This is a genomic window from Halomonas caseinilytica, from assembly GCF_001662285.1.
Classification (GTDB): domain Bacteria; phylum Pseudomonadota; class Gammaproteobacteria; order Pseudomonadales; family Halomonadaceae; genus Halomonas; species Halomonas caseinilytica.
Genome location: NZ_BDEO01000011.1, coordinates 37,079 through 56,624, shown reverse-complemented (window position 1 = coordinate 56,624; position 19,546 = coordinate 37,079). Strand labels below are relative to the sequence as shown.

Sequence of the window (19,546 nt, the reverse complement as noted above, 5' to 3'; positions counted from 1 at the left end):
CTGTGAGTTCGTGAACGTCAGAATTCGAGCGGTGTACGGCGTCGCGGCTCAGCCCTCGACGACGGCCAGGATGTCGGATTCACTCATGATCAGGACTTCTTCGCCGTCGACTTTCTGCTTCTCGACGCCGAAGCCTTCCTTGAAGATCACGGTGTCGCCGACCTTGACGTCGAGCGGACGGACATCGCCGCTTTCCAGAATCCGGCCGTTACCGACGGCGAGCACTTCGCCCCGTGTCGGCTTTTCCTGGGCGCTGCCCGGGAGCACGATGCCGCCTGCGGTCTTTTGCTCTTCTTCAACGCGACGGATGACGACGCGATCGTGCAAGGGACGGATGTTCATTGCTCACGTTCTCCTGATGGTTTGCTGTGCCGGGCGTCGCTGCCACGGCGGTTGACATCATCAACCCGCGGATCGGCCCGCGGGTGAAGGCGGCCTTCGCCTTCCGTGTGAATGACCCCGGCTCGCCGGGGTCGAAGCTCGTTGCTGACGGATAGGTGGGGCTTGCTGAACGGCTTTCAAGTCCCCGGCGACAAAAAAATTCTTCAGCCTCGACGATGTTCGTCGCGACCGATGAAATCCCCTTCCAAGGGGCCTTCGGTGTTGTCGTGGCGACTTGTGCCGTCTGCCTCGCGCTGGCGGGCGTCGGCCTGTTGCCAGTCGGCATCGGCTTCCGTTCGCCAGCTTGCTCCCTGGACATGCAGGTGGCCCATGCGCAGGCCGAGCCAGCCGAGCAGTTTGCCCATCAAGCGACGGGCGTCGGGAATCAAGCACATGAAGCCCAGGGCGTCGGACAGAAAGCCCGGCGCCATCAGCAGGGCGCCGCCGAAGATCAGGGCCGCGCCGGTCAGCAACTCTCCGGAAGGTACCTCGCCTCGTGCCATGCGCTCTTGCGCCCGAGCGAAGGTGGCAACACCCTCGCGGCGGATGAGGTGCAGGCCGATGAAGCCGGTACCCAGTACCAGGACCAGGGTGGTCAGCAGCCCGATCTGACTGCCGACCGAGAACAGCAGGATGAAGTCGAGCAAGGCGAAAAGGGTAAAGATGACAAGAAACGGCATGATGACTCCAGTATGACGGTTGCCCATGACATGGGGGCGGGAGGGGAAAAATCAAGACGGGGTACTGCCAAGGAAGGATGTCGTCGTGCGATGGGCAACGTAGACTCTAGCGTTGTTCACTATCCACTTATTCATGCCTGGGAGGGCGCGCATGCAACTCGATAACAAGGTCATCGCCATTACCGGTGGTGCCCAGGGACTGGGGCTGGCCATGGCCGAGCGGCTGGGGCGTCGAGGCGCGATCCTGGCATTGCTCGACAGGGATGGCGAACGCCTCGACGAGGCGCTTGGCAACCTGGAGCATGCGGGCATCCGGGCCCAGGGCTTCGGGGTCGATGTGGCCGAGGAAGGCTCGGTTCGTGAGGCGTTCTCCGCGATCGAGTCGTCGCTTGGCCCTCTCGACGGGCTGGTCAACAATGCCGGCATCGTTCGCGATGGCATGCTGGTCAAGGTACGGGATGGTCGAGTGGAGACGACCATGTCGCTGTCGCAATGGCAAAGTGTCATCGACGTGAACCTGACGGGCGTCTTTCTTTGCGGGCGTGAAGCGGCGGCTCGAATGATCGAGGCAGGGCGAGCAGGTGTGATCGTCAATATCTCCAGCATCTCCCGAGCAGGCAACCGAGGGCAGAGCAACTATTCGGCCGCCAAGGCCGGAGTGGCGGCGCTGACTGTGACCTGGGCCGGCGAGCTGGCGCGCCATGACATTCGCGTCGGAGGCGTTGCCCCTGGTTTCATCGAGACGGAGATGACCGCCTCGATCCGTGAGGACATGCTCGAACGCATCACCGCCGGGGTGCCCCTGAAGCGGCTGGGGCAACCGGAAGACATCGCCGAGAGCGTGGCCTTCATCTTCGAGAACGATTACTTCACCGGCAGGATTCTGGAGTGCGACGGGGGCTTGCGGCTGTAGGCAGGTGTCGTGGCGACGGCCCTTCGTGCGTCGAGCTTCAGACGCGCCTGGAGCGTCGAGTCGACGCCACCGGCTGGGCCGGCGACGTCATGCGCAGGTGTCAGGATGCACGGGTCAGTATGTCACCTCATCTTTCAAGGCCTCGACGGTCGCCTCGCCGATTCCCTTGACCCGGGTCAGGTCGTCGGCGTTCTCGAAGGGGCCGTTGGCATCGCGGTCCTCGACGATGGCGCTGGCCTTGACCTCGCCGATGCCGGGCAGCTCGGTGAGCAGGGTGGCATCGGCCGTATTGATGTCGATGGGCGCGATGCCGAGGTGCTCCGCCGAGGTTGATGCGGGCTCGGCTGTCGATGCGGGGTCGGTTGTCGACGTGTCGCTGCTGTCCTCGGCCAGTGTGGGCTGCGCGATGCCCAGCAGCAGTGCCAGGCCCAGGCTGGTGGTCAGTCCCTTGATGTCGATATGCATGCCGGCCTCCTTGTGGCGTTCAGGATCAGGAAGGTTGCGGAAAGGCGATATGCCCATGCTTCAAGCTAGTGCCGGCTGGTCGACATCGGCGTAGGCGAAAGTGGAAGCGGCGGCGCGGTGATCGAGGACACGCGGCGCGCGAGATCAGCCAAGTGCGGCGAAGTCCATGGCTGATATACTGTTCCGGATCATCTCACTGTCCAGGAGCCCGCTCGTGTCCACTGCCTCTCCCTTGATCATCGCGCTCGATTACACGTCGCTGGATGCCGCTCTGTGCATGGCTGATCGGCTCGATCCGACGCGTTGCCGGCTCAAGGTCGGCAAGGAGCTGTTCACTCGCAGTGGCCCCGATGTACTGGAGGCGTTGCATGGGCGTGGCTTCGAGGTGTTTCTCGACCTCAAGTTTCACGACATTCCCAATACCGTGGCGGGGGCCGTGCAGGCCGCCGCCGAGCAGGGCGTGTGGATGGTCAATGTGCATGCCGCCGGGGGGCGACGGATGATGGAGGCCGCGCGCGAGCGTCTCGAGCAGCATGCCCTGTCGACCCACCTGATTGCGGTGACGGTGCTGACCAGCATGGAGGAACAGGACCTGGCCGAAGTGGGCATTACGTCCTCGACGGAGCAGCAGGTGACGCGGCTGGCGACTTTGGCGAAGGATTGCGGGTTGGATGGCGTGGTCTGTTCGTCCCAGGAGGCTGAGCGCTTGCGCGAGTCGTGTGGCCCCTCCTTTCTCAAGGTGACACCGGGCATTCGACCGGCTTCGGCAGCGGCCGACGATCAGCGCCGCATCATGACGCCGAGTGCTGCCATGGCGGCGGGAAGCACGCATCTTGTGGTGGGGCGTCCTGTCACCCAGGCCAGCGATCCCATGGCGGCCCTGCTGGCCATCGAGCGTGAGCTCGCCTTGGACTGACGGCGCTATTCCCCTTCGATGCCGGTAATCGGCTTGGTGGTGCCCCAGCTACGACACCGGGGGCACTGCCAATGGAGTTGCTCGCCGCTGAAACCGCAGCGGCGACAGCGATGGCGAGGAAGCGCCTTGAGCAGGGTGCCGGTGTGATGCTGCAAGAGGTCGATGCGTTCATCCTGGGTGGCGGTGTCCTGGCGGTAGAGTCGCATCAGGTAGTCGACGGCACCCAGGCTGGGTTCGCGGTTGAGCTGCCGGGCCACCAACTCGAGCGCGGCATTGGCATCGCCATGATGGCGGCGCAGAGTTTCGGCCAGCAGGATGATCACGCTGGTGTAAGGGGTCTTCTCCAGCAGTGATTCAAGATGCTGGATCAGGCCGGTCTCGTCGTCCAGCAGCCGGTAGGCATGACTCAAGGGTTCCAGCATGGTGGGCACGAAGGCCTTGTCCTGCTCCGGTATGCGGCTCAGCAGGCGGATGGCCTGGCGGTACTGGCCGGTATCCAGGGCCATGTCGGCGAGCAGCAGGTTGGCGCGCACGCAACGTCCATCGGTGGACAGGGCCTGCTTGAGATGGCGACGGGCCAGCACGGGGCTTGCCGAATGGCGCTCCTGGTCGGCCAGCTCGCACAACCAGTGGGCAGCGGCGCGACGAATGTCCTCGTCTTGCCGGACCAGGGAGGGCAGGGCAACGTCGAGGGCGGCTTGCCATTCTCCCTCGCGCTCCAGCAGGTCGACCAGCAGTCGCTTTGCCGACCGGCGTAGCTCATCGTTCTGGGCGTCCTTGACGAGTCCTTGCAGCAGGCGCTCGGCGCGATCCAGCAGCCCCAGGTGGAGGAAGTCGCGGGAAAGTTCCAGCTGGACACGGTCGCCCTGGTCGCCGGAGAGCGTCGGCCGCGCGAGAAGATTCTGGTGGACCTTCACGGCACGGTCGGCCTCGCCGCGACTGCGGAAAAGGTTGCCCAGGGCGATGTGGGTCTCGATGGTGTCGCTGTTGACCTCGAGGGCACCGATGAAGGTCTCGATGGCCCGATCCTGCTGATCGTTGAGCAGGTAGTTGAGCCCCACGAAGTAATCCCGGGCCAGAGTGGGCGACGTTCCCGTCGCGCTGGTGCCTCGGCGTTCGCGGCGGCCCAGCCACCATCCGATGGCGACCGCTGCCAACAACAGGGCTAGCAGCAGAACGTCGGGCATGTCAGGGGAGTTCCTTCATCTCCTGGATACGCAGCCGGTCGAGTTCCTTGCGTTGCTGCTGGTTATGGCGTTGTGCGCGAGTCAGAAGGGCGCGCAGGCGCAGGTAGACGCCACTCATGGCCAGCATGCCGAGCAGCACGCCGATGGCCAGCGAAGCCAGCAGCCAGACGGATAGCGAGGCCTCGGGGAGTTCGACCCAGATCAGGTTGAGGGGCAGGGCCTGCTGGTTATTGACGGCAAACAGGATGCCGACCAGCAACACCGCCAGCAGGATGATGGCCATGATCAGGCCTTTGAGCCAACGCATGTGCTTGTTCCCGTGTCATATGGTTGAGAGTGGTCAGCCGGGCGGAGGCTGGTGTTCAGTAGCCCAGGGCGCGGCTGGCATCGACCTGCTCGCGCAGCTCCTTGCCGGGCTTGAAGTGTGGCACGAACTTGCCGTTCAGCGCGACCGGATCGCCGGTTTTGGGATTGCGCCCGATGCGAGGCTCCCGATAATGCAGCGAGAAGCTGCCGAAACCACGGATCTCCACTCGGCCGCCATCGGCCAGGGTATCGGTGATATCGTCGAGTATCATGCGAACGGCGGTTTCCACATCCTTGACCGATAGCTCCGGTTGTCGCATGGCAATCTGTTCGATCAATTCGGACTTGGTCATCGGCTCTCTCCGTGATGCCCGGCGGGGTCGGCTTGTGCCGAGTGGATTGTTTGCTTCAGCATACTGTGCAATTCTCGATAAAACAACGCACTACAACCTTAGCCACAAGCATCGGCCTTGGCCAGGCGGGAGGGACGCCCTGCGGGTGTGTTCCGGATGGCACCCTGGCAGCGTCCTGGCGAGGGGCATTCCGCTACTGCTCGTGTCGCTGAGCCTCGGGTATACTGATGCAACACTCACTCGATGCAACGAGGCCGACCTTGAACGATGATGCGTCCGCCGCAAGCGCTCAGCGCAAGCGTCTCTACTGGCACTCCCGGCGTGGTATGTGGGAACTCGATCTGCTGCTGGTTCCCTTTCTGGAACAACGTTATGACGAGCTCGATGAGCGGGACCAAGCGGCCTACCGCGCCCTGATCGGCGAGGAGGACCAGGACTTGTTCTTCTGGCTGATGCGCCGCGACTGGCCCGAGGAGCCCGAGCGTCGTCGCATCGTGAAGATGATCGTCGAGCATGCCGAGTCCACCGATAACAGTGCCTATCACGGCCTCTAGACTCTCGTTGGGGCTGCATGCTGCCCTGGGGGCTGGTGTGGTCGGGGCCTTGGGCTGGTGGGCGCCAGCCTGGCTGGCTGTGACAGGAGGACTGGCCGTTGCCGGCATGCTGGCCTGTATCGTGCGAGCCACTCCCCGTGGCGAGCTTCGTCTCTCGCCACGGGATGGCACGCCGCCAACCTGGAGCTGGCGTGACCGCCGTCAGGATGACTGGCGTGATATCGAGCTTCGCTGTGACTATCTCGGCCCGTGGCTGATCGGACTGCGTGGTGAGCAGGGGCGCCTCTGGCTGTGGCCGGACAGTGCGCCCCCGGCCCGCTTAAGGGCGTTGCGCCGAGCCTTGCTGTCGCTTGGTTGATCGCCGCTCGATTGCCCGTCGTTGCGTTGTACTATCCGTTGCCGATAGGTGTTTCCGCAGGCACGTGCAATGCGCTCAGGTGAATGCGCGAGGGTGACGGAGGCGTATCGGCGTGCAGCGGGCAGTCAGGGTTGTGATGCAAGCCGCGTGATTCTCGACGAGCCCTTGCGCTGGACACGGTCAGCCGTGCGAGGCGAAGGGCATGCCAGAGGCTGGCGGCCTCGGCATCCGGGGCCGCTTCGGCCAGATGGGGAGCGAGGCGTTCGTGGATCTCGGCCAGCGCGTGGGCGGCTTCGTCCAGGCCGGCGTCGCTGCGCACGATGGCGACCCTGGTACTCATCACGCCACGCATGGCATCACGCAGTTCGCCGATCTGCTCGCGGGAGGGGCGCTGCGTTCCCCAGGAGCGCTCGACCAGCGGCGCCGTGCTGGCGGTCGATCCCTCGGCAAGGCGACGGGCGCAGCCGCGGGCGAAGGCCAGGCACTCCAGCAAGGAGTTGCTGGCCATGCGGTTGGCGCCATGAAGGCCCGTACAGGCGACCTCGCCGATGGCGTAGAGATGGGGAACCGTGGTGGCACCTGCGAGATCGGTGCCGACACCGCCACAGCTATAGTGAGCGGCCGGCACTACCGGGATCGGTTCGCGGGCGAGATCGAGGCCACGTGCGGCACAGTGGGCGTGAATGGTGGGGAAGTGGTGACGAATCGCCTCCTCGCCGAGGTGGCGGATATCCAGCCAGACATGCGCCAGGCCGCTGCGTTGCATTTCCGTGTCGATGGCTCGAGCCACGATATCGCGCGGGGCAAGCTCGGCCCTGGGATCGATGGTGGGCATGAAGCGTTCGCCGTCGGCGCCGAGCAGGTAACCGCCTTCGCCGCGTACCGCTTCGCTGATCAGGAAGGGTGTCCCCTCCGGATCGTAGAGGCAGGTGGGGTGAAACTGCTGGAATTCGAGGTTCATCAACTCTGCGCCGAGCTCGGCGGCCATCATCATGCCTTCGCCGCTGGCAGGGTGAGGGCTGGTGGTATGCCGATAGAGGCCGCTGGCGCCGCCGGTCGCCAGCACGGTGTCCCGGGCCAGCAGGGCATGCAACTGGCCGGTGGCGTCGAGACAGCGGGCGCCCCGGCAATGGCCGGCGGTATCGGCCATCAGCTCGATGGCGCTCAGGTCGTGGCGCACCGTGATGTTGGCGTGTGCGCCGACATGGCGTTCCAGAGTCTCGATCACCGCTCGACCGGTGGCGTCGTCGGCGTGAATGATGCGTCGCGCGCCGTGGCCGCCTTCCCGGGTAAGGTGATAGGGATAGCCGGCCTTCGGGTCTGGGTCGGGAGTGAAGGGGACGCCCAGCGACAGTAGCCATTCGATGGCGGCCGGCCCCTGATCCACGGTGAAGCGTACGGCGGCTTCGTCGCACAGCCCGTCTCCGGCCACCAGCGTGTCGGCAACATGGGCCTCGACATCGTCGCAGGGCGACAGGACCGCGGCGATGCCGCCCTGAGCCCAGCGGCTGGCGCCTCGTGCGTCCGGGCTGGGTTGCAAGAGGGTCACGGCGCGTCGATCGGCGATCTCCAGTGCCAGCGCCAGGCCGGCGGCGCCACCGCCGATGATCAGCACATCATGATGGCTCTCGGTCATCCGACTCTCCTTGATGGGGCGTAGGGGCCTTGTCCCGATGCGGAGCCTCCAGGCCATGGCGCCGGGCGCGCTTGCGTAGACGGCGGCTGGGAAGACGTTCCAGGCCACCGAGCCGTGTGATCAATTCGCCGCTCAAGCGGGCCAATTCGCGATTGAGCCACAGATAGCCGCTGGGACTGAACAGCTTGCGACCGTCCTCTCCGTAGGCATCGCCAGCAAGGGCGGCGTGACGCTGCAGGTCGAAGGGAGCAATGTCGACATCGATCGGCTGGCCGGTGCGGACCTGGAAGGCCAGGGTGCCGAGGTTGCGCGCCAGGGTATGCTGCTGATCGCGCAGTCCATGCATGGCCTCGATGCGTTCATGGCCGGCTCGAGTGTTCCAGTGGGTTTCCAGCAGCAGTTCGATGGTGGACAGCATGCGGCGTTGCAGGGAAATGAGATCGTCGAGTTCGCCGCGTCGCAGGCGACGTTCACGATGAATGGCATCGACCAGGCCGCGTTGCTTGGTCAATAGCCCGCTGCAGTGCTTGAGCAGCTCGCGTGTATCGAGATCCGGTGCCGATGTGGCTGACGTATGGGCATGAAACAGTCGTGCCATGCGGTCCAGGTTGTCGGCCAACATGAAGCGCAGATTGTCGGTCGCCTTGTGAGGCAGTACCAGAATGGTCACGACAATGCCGATCAGGGTGCCCAGCAGGACGTCGAAACTGCGCCACAGGGCGACGGCGAGGTCGTGGGAGCCACCCCCGACCACCAGCAGCAGGGTGATGGTGAACATCAACCCGCCGTAACCGTAGCGTTTACCGAAGGTGATCCAGGTGACGATGACAATACCGAGCAGGCTGCCGATCGGGATCAGCCAGGTCAGGGCGGTGGGCAGCAGGATCAGCAGCAGTCCCCACAGGGCGCCCAGGACGGTGCCGAGCAGGCGCTGCCGCCCCTTGTCGAGCACGCCTCCAATATGGGGGAGGTTGCCCATCACCATCGCCGTGCTGACCAGTGCCCAACCGCTGTGCGGGATGGTGAAGAACTGGATGACGCCATAGGTGATGCAAAGTGCCAGACCAACGCGCATGACGTGGAACATGCGGTGGTGACGATGCGTGAAGTAGGGGTCGCGCAGCCGCGCCAGGATCATGGGGCGGCCACCCTGTCGCACTTCCAGACGGGAGGGATGCGCCGAGCAAGGTGAAAAGCCGTGCGCACGGCCTTTGGCATGGTTGCGTGACGATGCTCAGGGCCGATGAGCGGGGTTGCGCTTGTCATGCAACTCTCTTGTGCAACTTTCTCGAAAATCACTGGATCACGATATAACGTCGGTGAGTCGCGCGTCAGTCTAGCATGGATGCCGACGGACAATCCTCCTCATCGAGGCAAGCCTTTGGCCTCATGACCCCGCATTCTGGAGGCAGTCCCGATAATGGGAAAGAGCGAATTCCTGTCGGGCTCGATCCTGCATCACGCTTGTGTGATAGCGAGGCTGCTCGAATGCCTTTTCTATCAGGAGGCGAGTGGCGGGCGTCTGGTCGAGGCGTTCCAGCAGGTTGTCCTTGGCGCCTCCCTTTTGACGGTTCTGCATGATGTGTGCGGCGACGTCGGACGCTCTCTCGCACTGGCCCGCATGATCCATGCCTTGTCCATTGGCATGCATGCCTGCCCCCAGCACCAGACAAAATGTGCCAATCATCCATGGCTTCATGTCGGTTCCCTGCATTTCCTGTAATCGGACCACGTCGAGCCGTATGGCTTATCGCAGAGTAGCCTGCAAGGGCATCGGGGGAAAGCAATAACCCTGCAATCTCGATGGCGAATCCTGGGTGTCGGGCCGGATTGGTCCGCGCAGCATCGCCATTGCCGGCCCGCTCATCCCGCGATGAGCGGGTTGGACAACACTTCCGTTTATTTCTATAACCTGTTATTCAGGCCCATAGCCTGCTAATGGACCCATGGGATGGGTCGCCGAGAGCGATATCGTCTCGCTCATGCGTATCTGGCCGATATGCGAAGCGTCGAGACGTAGAGCCGATGTCGCAACCGCAGCAATCAGGAGGAACGACCGTGACGAACGATAATCGCAAGCCCACCACGAATGATGCCGGGAACCCCATCGCCAGTGATGAGCACTCGCTGACCGTGGGGCGAGATGGTCCGATAGTGCTCCATGATCACTATCTCATCGAGCAGATGGCGAACTTCAACCGTGAGCGGATCCCCGAGCGTCAACCGCACGCCAAGGGGGGCGGCGCTTTCGGCCACTTCGAGGTCACCTGCGACGTCAGCCAATATACCAAGGCGGCCGTATTCCAGCCGAACACTAGAACGGAAACCTTGATTCGCTTTTCCACCGTGGCTGGTGAGCGGGGCAGCCCGGACACCTGGCGCGATCCGCGAGGTTTCGCACTGAAGTTCTATACCTCGGAAGGCAACTTCGACATCGTAGGGAACAACACGCCGGTATTCTTCCTGCGTGATCCCATGAAGTTCCAGCATTTCATACGCTCACAGAAGCGTCGGGCAGATACCAACTTGCGCGATCATGACATGCAGTGGGACTTCTGGACCTTGTCTCCGGAATCCGCTCACCAGGTGGCCTGGTTGATGGGCGATCGAGGCATCCCCAAGAGCTGGCGCCACATGAATGGCTATTCCAGTCATACCTATATGTGGGTCAATGATGCGGGGGAACGCTTCTGGGTCAAGTACCACTTCAAGACTGATCAAGGCATTGAATGTCTCACCCAGGAAGAAGCTGACCGACTTGCCGGAGAAGATGGCGATTACCATCAGCGTGATCTGTACAACGCGATCGAGCGTGGCGACTATCCCAGTTGGACGCTCTACATGCAGATCATGCCGTTCGAGGATGCCGAAACGTATCGGTTCAATCCGTTCGATCTGACCAAAGTCTGGCCGCATGAGGACTATCCATTGATCGAAGTTGGCCGGCTGACGCTGGATCGCAATCCCACCGATTATCACACCGAGATCGAGCAGGCCGCCTTCGAGCCGAGCAACATGGTGCCGGGGACCGGGTTCAGCCCCGACAAGATGTTGCTGGCGCGAGTGTTCGCCTATGCCGATGCCCATCGAGCCCGCCTGGGAGTGAATTACAAGCAGATTCCGGTCAATGCGCCCAAGGTGCCGGTACATAGTTACAGCAAGGATGGCGCAATGCGGGTTCAGAACGTCTCCGATCCGGTCTATGCCCCCAATTCCAAGGGCGGGCCACAAGCCGACAGCGAGGCGTTCCCGGAATCCGCTACCTGGGGCACCAGCGGTGAGCTCGTGCGTGAGGCCTATACATTGCGCCAGGATGATGACGATTGGGGGCAGGCACATGCACTCGTTCGCCATGTGATGGACGATGCCCAGCGCGATCGGCTGGTTTCCAATGTGGTGGGGCACCTGTCGGGTGGCGTGAGTCAACCTGTGCTGGAGCGTGCCTTCGAGTACTGGCGAAACATCGATCAGGAAGTCGGTGACCGTATCGCCGATGCCTTCAAGAACGCGAATTGACCCATCGGATCGGCCCGTCACCGATACGGTGGCGGGCTTTCCGTACCATCAGATACCTTCCGTGGAGGTGCTATTGGACGAGGACGACAGCAGCGTCACGCTGATGACACGGCATTCAACTGGTATACCTCAGGAACTTGAAAGCACTACTGACCGCAGGAAGCAGACAGGTGGAATTTGAGGACTGGAGAAAGGTCCTGCCGGTTGGTTGACGGGAGTTTTGTTGCCGAGGCATTCAAGTTACTCTGAATCTTTATAAGTATTAGCTAATTCAGTGTTAATTAAGACATGAAAGCCTTCGTTTTTGACAATCTTAAAAATCCGTTGTTGCTGAAAAATGATGAACTTTTGTTAAATTTCTTGGTGACTTCCCCTAGATGTCATAGTTTATAGTTTCGTTTTACTGCCTCGTTAATTATTAATTATTGTAAACTTTGTTGACGGCCTGTCCGAAGTTTATAAAATGCCTTCCATAACATCTGGCCGTCCAATAGAAGAGGTTAGTGGGCGGCCGCTTCATTCTTATTCCCCCTCTTCGCTGACAGTTTAGAACCTCCTCGGTAATGCTTCCGAGAGTGCTTTATTATTGTAAGTTGCTGAAAATAAAAGGCTTCTTCTAGATCACTGACATCCACTGAAGGGATAAAGAAATGGCTGTAATAAACGGTACCCCCGACAGCGACCACATCATCGGTACTCCCGAGGACGACATCATCGAGGGACTCGGTGGCGATGATACCCTGGAGGGGAGAGACGGCAATGACACCCTGAGAGGTGGCGATGGTGGCGATACCCTGTGGGGGGAAGGTGGCGATGACATCCTAGAGGGGGGGAACGGCGGTGATACCCTGCACGGTGGCATCGGCAACGACACCCTGACAGGTGGCCCCGGCGCGGATACCATGCATGGTGATGCCGGCGATGACATCCTGGAGGGAGGAGATGGCAATGATACCATGCGGGGTGGAGATGGCAGCGACACCCTGAAGGGCGGCAATGGCACGGATGCCGTGCATGGTGGCGCGGGCAACGATCAGCTGATTGCCTCTGGCGATACCGGTGTCGACAAGATCGATTACCTGTATGGCGAAGAGGACAACGACACCATCACGATCATCGCCGATGACATACCGGACGGCAGCACTATCCACGCCTCCGGGGGAGCGGGCAGTGACACCATCATCGTGCAGGGTGAAGGCTACACCATCACCGACAACAATGAAGGTGGCACAGACGGCACGATGACGGTCACGGATGGCAACAAGACCTTCTATGTCGACTATTCCTCCGCCGAGAGCAAGGAAGAGGTCATCTGCTTTGCCGAGGGCACGCTGATCGACACGCCAGCGGGCGAGGTGCCCGTAGAACAGCTCCGAATCGGCGATCCCATCCTGACGGCCGAGGGCAAGACAGTGCCTGTCCGCTGGATCGGCCACCAGACGCTGGTCAAGTCACACCTGGCCTGGCGCATGCAGCCAGTGCGGATCGAGGCGGGTGCCCTGGGCGGAGGCCTGCCGCACAGCGATCTGACCGTTACCGCCAGCCACGGCATGGTGCTGGATGGTCTGGTCATCAATGCCTCGGCGCTGGTGAATGGCGACAGCATCCGCTTTGTTCCCCTGGTCGAGCTGGCTGAGCAATTCCGGGTGTTCCATGTGGAAACCGAGGAGCACAACGTGATTCTTGCCAACGGCTCTCCGTCGGAGACCTACATCGACTATGTCGATCGTCAGGCCTTCGACAACTATGCCGAATACGTGGCGCTCTACGGCATCGAGACCCGCGTCGTCGAGATGCCTCGCCACCGTATCTCGTCATCTCGCCTGTTGCCGCTGGCCCTGCGCGAGCGTCTGGGCATTCATGACGTGATGCCGCTTTCCCGGACGGCCTGATCTCATCTGGCAGGAGAGAAAGTAAGCCAGGTAAAGCCAGCAAGATAGATAGCAGGCGCTTCAAGACACCGGTTGGACACGTGCAGCGTGCCCGGCCGGTGTTTTTTCTGTCTGGCGTTACATTCTAAGCGTGAAGCTGCAGCGGTGATGTGACGGTAAAACGTAAAGACAGGATGTCCTCCAGTGATAGAAGAAATCGCCGTTAAGGAAAGGTTTATCGAGTTTTGGGGTATGTGAATTATTTTGTTAAGTTGGTTTCAACAAATAATTATAAGGCTATGTTTTAATTGGTTTTTATATATTTTTCTTGTTTACTTTTATTGGTGATACATTTTTATAATGTGGTCACATTTATAATTAAGCGGCGGATTTTTGAGATAAATTAATAGTGAATTATTTGTGAAAAAACAAGTAATGTTAAATGCGTTGTTTGTCTTATCTAAAACCATAGAATAACTCTGGTAAGTAGAGCTTTCCGTAAAGTGATTATAAGGAGAGCCGAGCTGTTTTTTTCTAGCCTTTTGCCGAAACGATGGGGACTCACTCCAGTCATTAGGCTGGCAGTGTCATGCCATAACTATATGAAAAATAATCTTCTTTCGTTGAGGCTGTTGAGATTGATCAGAAATTAACCCAAGGGGACTGGAAATGGCAGTAGATAAATCAGCAGATGAGCCAGTAGACAAGGCAACCTCCGAAAGTGATTACATCGTCGGTACTGCTGGAGATGACACTATCAATGGCCTTGGTGGTCATGACACCCTGGAGGGTAGAGACGGCAATGACACCCTGAGAGGTGGCGATGGTGGCGATACTCTGTGGGGGCAAGGTGGCGATGACATCCTGGAGGGGGGAAACGGCGGTGATACCCTGCATGGTGGCATCGGCAACGACACCCTGATAGGCGGTGCTGGCGCGGATACCATGCATGGTGGTCCCGGCCACGACACCCTGGAGGGTGGAGATGGCAATGACACCATGACGGGAGGGGATGGCAACGACACCCTGATCGGCGGCAATGGCACGGATGCCGTGCACGGTGGCGCGGGCAACGACCATTTGATTGCCTCTGGCGATACTGGTGACGGCAAGATCGATTACCTGTATGGCAATGGAGGCGACGACACCATCACGATCATCGCCGATGACATACCGGACGGCAGCACTATCCACGCCGCCGGCGGAGCGGGCAGTGACACCATCATCGTGCAGGGTGAAGGCTACACCATCACCGACAACAATGAAGGTGGCACAGACGGCAGAATGACGGTCACGGATGGCAACAAGACCTTCTATGTCGATTATTCCTCCGCCGAGAGCAAGGAAGAGGTCATCTGCTTTGCCGAGGGCACGCTGATCGACACGCCAGTGGGCGAGGTGCCCGTGGAACAGCTCCGAATCGGCGATCCCATCCTGACGGCCGAGGGCAAGACAGTGCCTGTCCGCTGGATCGGCCACCAGACGCTGGTCAAGTCACGCCTGGCCTGGCGCATGCAGCCAGTGCGGATCGAGGCGGGTGCCCTGGGCGGAGGCCTGCCGCACAGCGATCTGACCGTTACCGCCAGCCACGGCATGGTGCTGGATGGTCTGGTCATCAATGCCTCGGCGCTGGTGAATGGCGACAGCATCCGCTTTGTTCCCCTGGCCGAGCTGGCTGAGCAATTCCGGGTGTTCCATGTGGAAACCGAAGAGCACAACGTGATTCTTGCCAACGGCTCTCCGTCGGAGACCTACATCGACTATGTCGATCGTCAGGCTTTCGACAACTATGCCGAATACGTGGCGCTCTACGGCATCGAGACCCGCGTCGTCGAGATGCCACGCCACCGTATCTCGTCATCTCGCCTGTTGCCGCTGGCCCTGCGCGAGCGTCTGGGCATTCATGACGTGATGCCGCTTTCCCGGACGGCTTGATCTCATCTGGCAGGAGAAAAAGCAAGGCCAGGTAAAGCCCGCAAGGTAGATAGCAGGCGCTTCAAGACACCGGTTGGACACGCAGACCGTGCCCAGCCGGTGTTTTTTTATTTGCCTGATCAGACCATGATGCCGGCAGATCTGGTCTTCCATATGCCGAGTTGCCATTTCATCGACAGAAACCAAGGTGTTGTCGTTTTCATCGGCCGAGAGGATTTCACCGGCCATGGTGCCGGGTGGAAATTGGGATCTCGTGATATTGATCCTTCGAGGAAGGGAATCAGGTTTGACCCATGAATAAGGTGGCTTTACGGCTGAAGTCACGGAACCATTTCATTATCGAAAGCCACATTTTCTCCAGTAAAGGCATCTCGCAGGCCTGGCAGGAGTGACAAGGCACATGCTGCATGATGCAGTAGCAACTGACCCAAATGGAATGTATGTCCAGTACATTTCTGCGTAGGGATACAAAGCTCTTTCCTGTTGAAGTTTTTAAAGTCTCGTAGTGAGTTTTGTCGGATTGTTGTGACCTGTGTCTTCTGGTTCGTGATCTTCGTGTCATTCTCGCTTCTCTTTAATAGAGACCTCTGAAGTCAGCCTTCCTTTTTGCATGTCGAGTAGTGCCATCACCAGTCTCTCTGCTGAATAGAAGTCGTAGACTTTTGGTATGTCGATCTCCTGCCCAGTGCGCCAAGAAGATGTTGGAGAGAAGGTGAAGTAATGTTTGTTTATAATTTCTGCATCGCATTAACGCCCTGTAAACGTTAAATGTGTTCACATTCTATTTGTGAATATTATTTAACATTTTCTCAAACTATTGTTTTTGAAGTGAAATTCAGGGATCTTGAAGCTGCTTAAAAGTAAACCAAAGTGAATTCTGTTGAAGGTCTGTTGGGTGTCGATCACTCTCTAACCGCCTGAGTTATTGGTTTCTCAGGAAGGGAGTTGATTTGTTATATTTCATAATACTGGGGGATTGATATGGCATCGGGAGTCAAGTTAGAAATCGGAGAGAATCAGAACGTTACAATTGGAGAGGGAGATGATGCGGCAGGAAGTTCTTTCGAAGTTTCCTTTCTTGGCTCATCGCAGCTAACCGTTGATGGCGTCGATACGCGTGTCGATGGGATCGCGTCCGCTCAGGCTGGATCGAATGTCAGTTTCAATGCCATCAATGGCGGTAATCTGTTAATTGATCAAGGCATTGGACAGTTAGGTGCCCTCAATAGCTTGAAATTTGGCGTTGGGGATAACAGTAGCATTACGTTTGATGCAGGCGCTTTGAGCGCAGGAAACATGCTGAACTCGTATGAGGTCGAGTTCTCCGGCAACGGTACCGGCTCCTTCACCTTCGAAAAACCCACTGTCAGCCTGCTCGATAACTACACTTTCAACGTCAAGGGCATGCAGGAGGGCGATCAGCTCAAGCTCGGTGGCGGTGAGTGGGGGCTGGATGAAGGTTTCTTCGGTTGGCAGGATGCTTATCGCGATGGCCAGTTGAATCTGGTGCAGGGCAATGACGTGGTCGGTGGCAAGGTCGTGGCCAGGATCGAGATGACAGAGGAACAATATCAAAAGTTCCTGGAGAATCCCGACGCCTACCTTTCCGGAAGTACCTTTACCCAGCCTGTCTGCTTCGCGGCAGGCACGATGATTGCCACACCCGACGGCGAGACTGCCGTGGAGGCATTGTCCATCGGCGATCTGGTGATGACTGCCAGTGGCGAGCAGGTGCCGGTGAAATGGATCGGACGTCAGACCATCAGCCGACTGAGTGCGGCAGGCAACTACTCTCCCGTGCGGATCCGCGAAGGCGCCCTGGCCGCCGGTATCCCGAATCAGGATCTCGTGCTCACCGCCAGCCATGGTGTCATTCTCGATGACCTGGTGATCAACGCCGGTGCGTTGGTCAACCACGACACCATCGATTACGTGCCTGGTGCCGAACTGCCTGATTCGGTGACCTACTACCACATCGAGACGGATTCTCACGAGGTGATTCTCGCCAACGGCACCGAGGCCGAGACCTACATCGACTATGTCGATCGTCAGGCTTTCGACAACTATGCCGAGTATGTGGCGCTCTACGGCATCGAGACGCGCGTCGTCGAGATGCCCCGCCACCGCATCTCGTCGCGTCGTCTGCTGCCGCTGGCCCTGCGTGAGCGTCTGGGCATTCAGGACGTGATGCCGCTTTCCCGAACGGCCTGAGCCCTTTAGAAAGCAAGCCAGGTAGAAAGCCAGCAAGATAGATAGCAGGTACTTCATGACACCGGCTGGACACGCGCAGTGTGCCCGGCCGGTGTTTTTATTTGTCGGACGCGATCATGGGGTGGGCAGTATGATGCGTCACATATTGGAAGCGACCATTTTCATGGTCATATGATCTCTTGGCCAAGATGCTATCGTCTTTATCTCCCGCAGCAACTTGCGGATATTGAAGGCCGTCAGAGACGGGGCGTTGTAATATGCGCCTTCTTTCATGCCATCATCTGTTGAGTATTTTAAGTATTTTCAGATTTTTTAGTCACGCCTATCTTTGAGTGTAAGTTTCAAGCTTGTTTCATGAACAAGGTGAGGCTGAAACTACGTCGCTCCCTCGATATCGAAAAAGTTTCTCCAGTAAAGAGCGCCCATAAGTCTAGTGGAAGGGAAAGTCACCATGCTGCATGGTGCGCCATGGTGGTCCCGAATGGAATTGTTCTCATGTTTTGAATAATGATAAGAAGTCGCTTTCATTGAATGAGGTATGCTATATACCCCGCAATGCGAGGTTTGGTTGGCGCGAGCTGGGCTTCGCTTGTGATGCTTTTTCTATATCGATTTGTGTAACAGAGATGATGGGGACGTAAGCGTGGGAAAGTGAAGGTCCTTCCGTCAGCGTTCCTCTTTTTGGCATATCGGAAGCGGCATGTCGTAGTGTTCTCGCCATGCCGAGTTCTCTCTCCGTGCTGTAGCGAGGTAACATTTATTTATAATGATGTGCTCACGTTAACGATGTCCACACGTTAAATGTGTTCATATTTGTTGTTTATACTTATTTAACATTATTGTAACTTATTGTTTTTAATGATAAATATTGATATTTTGGATTGGCTAAATAGTAAATCAGTGTGAATTGAGTTGATAATTGTATTTTTCGAGTTAGTTTTAATGTCGCGCCTTTCCCGGTTGGGTTGAGGTCGGGATAGGGGTGATAGTGAGTGCCAACTTGAGAGGGGTGAGACATGGATTTTAGTGTAGGTATGGGAGGTGATCAGAAGGTTACGATTAAAGAGGGCGACGTGCAGGATGGCAGTATCCTAAATATTACGGTCCTGGGAGATTTTGAGTTGACTGTCGATGGTGTTTCGACATCTATCGGCAATGTTAACGTTTTTCAGGCAGGCTCTTCTTCGGCATTCAACGCTATAAACGGTGGCAGGTTGACAGTCGATCAGGGGATTTTCAATATCAAGAGGGATAATGGTTTTACGTTCGGTGTTGGCGAGAATAGTGAAGTTGTATTGAATTTATTTGAGTTTAGAGCGTTCAGTGGGCCGAACAAGTTTTTTGTCAACTTCTCTAGCGAAGGAACGGGAGCCTTTACCTTCAATAGGGGAAAAGGAGCTCTTGCCGATGAGCCGACTTTCGAGGTTGCCGGAATGAAGCCTGGTGATACGCTCAACCTGGGAGGAGGGGAGTGGGCCCTAGATGAAGGCCTCCTTGACTGGGGAGAAGCCTATCACGATGGTTTCTTGCATCTGACTCAGGGAAGCGCCGTCGTCGGAAGCAAAGTAAATGCCAAAATCAAGATGACACGAGAAGAGTTCAATGAATTCATGAAGGATCCCAACGCTTATCTCGCCGGGGGAACCTATACGCAAGTCTGCTTTGCGGCGGGCACGATGATCGCCACACCCGACGGCGAAATCGCCGTCGAGACGCTGTCGATCGGCGATCTGGTAATGACGGCCAGTGGCGAGTCGGTGCCGGTGAAATGGCTTGGTCGCCAGACAATCGGCCGACTGACGGCATCCGGCAACAACGCGCCTGTGCGGGTTCGTGAAGATGCCTTGGCGCCGGGGCAGCCGAACCGGGATCTCGTCCTCACTGCCCACCATGGTCTCGTCATCGATGACCTGGTCATTGATGCTGGCGCGCTGGTCAACCACGATTCGATCGATTATGTACCGAACAGCGAGTTGCCCGACACGGTGACCTATTACCACATCGAAATGGAGAATCGTGAAGTGGTTATTGCCAACGGTACAGAAGTCGAGACCTACATCGATTACATCGATCGTCAGGCCTTCGACAATTATGATGAGTATGTCGCGCTCTACGGGACCGAGACACGCGTCATCGAGATGCCTCGCCACCGTATCTCGTCGCGTCGCCTAGTGCCCATGGCCCTGCGTGAGCGCCTGGGTATTCAGGACATGGTCCAGTTCTCCTGATAAGGCCTGAACCACCTTGAAGGCACCGGCTAGGGC

General features: G+C 58.5%; 18 protein-coding genes. 9 read left to right on the top strand and 9 right to left on the bottom strand.

From position 1 onward, the window contains the following. Window positions 1–48: 48 nt before the first annotated feature. Together HSDC_RS12405 and HSDC_RS12400 are read right to left on the bottom strand one after the other, a co-directional pair. Complete coding sequence (locus HSDC_RS12405) at window positions 49–342, bottom strand: co-chaperone GroES (RefSeq protein WP_013332630.1); 294 nt, start codon at window positions 340–342, stop codon at window positions 49–51. Window positions 343–545: 203 nt separating this feature from the next. After that, window positions 546–1,061: an FxsA family protein gene (locus HSDC_RS12400; protein ID WP_064700261.1), complete on the bottom strand. Its 516-nt coding sequence runs from the start codon at window positions 1,059–1,061 to the stop codon at window positions 546–548. A gap of 151 nt (window positions 1,062–1,212) precedes the next feature. Here HSDC_RS12400 and HSDC_RS12395 point away from each other — a divergent pair, with 151 nt between their 5' ends. Next, a complete protein-coding gene (locus HSDC_RS12395) occupies window positions 1,213–1,974 on the top strand; it encodes an SDR family oxidoreductase (RefSeq protein WP_064700260.1) in 762 nt (253 codons plus the stop codon). Between the two features lie 114 nt (window positions 1,975–2,088). Here HSDC_RS12395 and HSDC_RS12390 read toward each other — a convergent pair whose 3' ends face one another. Next, complete coding sequence (locus tag HSDC_RS12390; protein WP_082920034.1) at window positions 2,089–2,439, bottom strand: ComEA family DNA-binding protein; 351 nt, start codon at window positions 2,437–2,439, stop codon at window positions 2,089–2,091. 214 nt (window positions 2,440–2,653) lie between these two features. Here HSDC_RS12390 and pyrF point away from each other — a divergent pair, with 214 nt between their 5' ends. Then, complete coding sequence (gene pyrF / locus HSDC_RS12385) at window positions 2,654–3,355, top strand: orotidine-5'-phosphate decarboxylase (RefSeq protein WP_064700259.1); 702 nt, start codon at window positions 2,654–2,656, stop codon at window positions 3,353–3,355. Window positions 3,356–3,360: 5 nt separating this feature from the next. Here pyrF and lapB read toward each other — a convergent pair whose 3' ends face one another. From lapB to HSDC_RS12370, 3 genes are read right to left on the bottom strand one after another with little or no spacing between them, the layout of a single operon-like run. Further along, window positions 3,361–4,542: a lipopolysaccharide assembly protein LapB gene (gene lapB / locus HSDC_RS12380; protein ID WP_064700258.1), complete on the bottom strand. Its 1,182-nt coding sequence runs from the start codon at window positions 4,540–4,542 to the stop codon at window positions 3,361–3,363. 1 nt (window position 4,543) lies between these two features. Beyond that, window positions 4,544–4,849 carry a LapA family protein gene (locus HSDC_RS12375; RefSeq protein WP_064700257.1) on the bottom strand — a complete coding sequence of 102 codons (306 nt, stop codon included), beginning with the start codon at window positions 4,847–4,849 and terminating at the stop codon, window positions 4,544–4,546. Between the two features lie 55 nt (window positions 4,850–4,904). Continuing rightward, entirely contained in the window at window positions 4,905–5,273 is a 369-nt protein-coding gene (locus tag HSDC_RS12370) for an integration host factor subunit beta (RefSeq protein WP_258027411.1), read from the bottom strand. A gap of 188 nt (window positions 5,274–5,461) precedes the next feature. On the opposite strand from HSDC_RS12370, the gene HSDC_RS12365 reads away from it, so the two are divergent. Together HSDC_RS12365 and HSDC_RS12360 are read left to right on the top strand one after the other, a co-directional pair. Beyond that, window positions 5,462–5,755, top strand: a complete 294-nt coding sequence (locus HSDC_RS12365; RefSeq protein ID WP_064700255.1) for an FAD assembly factor SdhE — start codon at window positions 5,462–5,464, stop codon at window positions 5,753–5,755. Beyond that, window positions 5,736–6,113: a protein YgfX gene (locus tag HSDC_RS12360; protein ID WP_139180696.1), complete on the top strand. Its 378-nt coding sequence runs from the start codon at window positions 5,736–5,738 to the stop codon at window positions 6,111–6,113. The genes HSDC_RS12365 and HSDC_RS12360 overlap by 20 nt, the downstream gene beginning before the upstream one ends. 31 nt (window positions 6,114–6,144) lie before the next feature. Here the strand turns inward: HSDC_RS12360 and nadB are convergent, their stop codons facing one another. From nadB to HSDC_RS12345, 3 genes are all read right to left on the bottom strand, one after another. Further along, window positions 6,145–7,749: an L-aspartate oxidase gene (gene nadB, locus HSDC_RS12355; RefSeq protein WP_064700253.1), complete on the bottom strand. Its 1,605-nt coding sequence runs from the start codon at window positions 7,747–7,749 to the stop codon at window positions 6,145–6,147. Continuing rightward, complete coding sequence (locus HSDC_RS12350; protein ID WP_064700252.1) at window positions 7,730–8,887, bottom strand: FUSC family protein; 1,158 nt, start codon at window positions 8,885–8,887, stop codon at window positions 7,730–7,732. The genes nadB and HSDC_RS12350 overlap by 20 nt, the downstream gene beginning before the upstream one ends. Window positions 8,888–9,136: 249 nt before the next feature. Then, window positions 9,137–9,463: a hypothetical protein gene (locus HSDC_RS12345; protein WP_064700251.1), complete on the bottom strand. Its 327-nt coding sequence runs from the start codon at window positions 9,461–9,463 to the stop codon at window positions 9,137–9,139. A gap of 344 nt (window positions 9,464–9,807) precedes the next feature. Between HSDC_RS12345 and HSDC_RS12340 the strand changes: the two genes are divergently transcribed. From HSDC_RS12340 to HSDC_RS12315, 5 genes are all read left to right on the top strand, one after another. Next, on the top strand, window positions 9,808–11,265 hold the full coding sequence (locus HSDC_RS12340) for a catalase (RefSeq protein WP_064700250.1): 1,458 nt from the start codon (window positions 9,808–9,810) through the stop codon (window positions 11,263–11,265). 650 nt (window positions 11,266–11,915) lie between these two features. Next, entirely contained in the window at window positions 11,916–13,157 is a 1,242-nt protein-coding gene (locus tag HSDC_RS12335) for a Hint domain-containing protein (RefSeq protein ID WP_064700249.1), read from the top strand. 648 nt (window positions 13,158–13,805) lie between these two features. Continuing rightward, a complete protein-coding gene (locus tag HSDC_RS17045) occupies window positions 13,806–15,071 on the top strand; it encodes a Hint domain-containing protein (protein ID WP_280521606.1) in 1,266 nt (421 codons plus the stop codon). 1,296 nt (window positions 15,072–16,367) lie between these two features. After that, entirely contained in the window at window positions 16,368–17,282 is a 915-nt protein-coding gene (locus tag HSDC_RS12320; protein WP_064700246.1) for a Hint domain-containing protein, read from the top strand. Between the two features lie 1,016 nt (window positions 17,283–18,298). Continuing rightward, window positions 18,299–19,510 carry a Hint domain-containing protein gene (locus HSDC_RS12315; RefSeq protein ID WP_073292247.1) on the top strand — a complete coding sequence of 404 codons (1,212 nt, stop codon included), beginning with the start codon at window positions 18,299–18,301 and terminating at the stop codon, window positions 19,508–19,510. Window positions 19,511–19,546 lie beyond the last annotated feature (36 nt).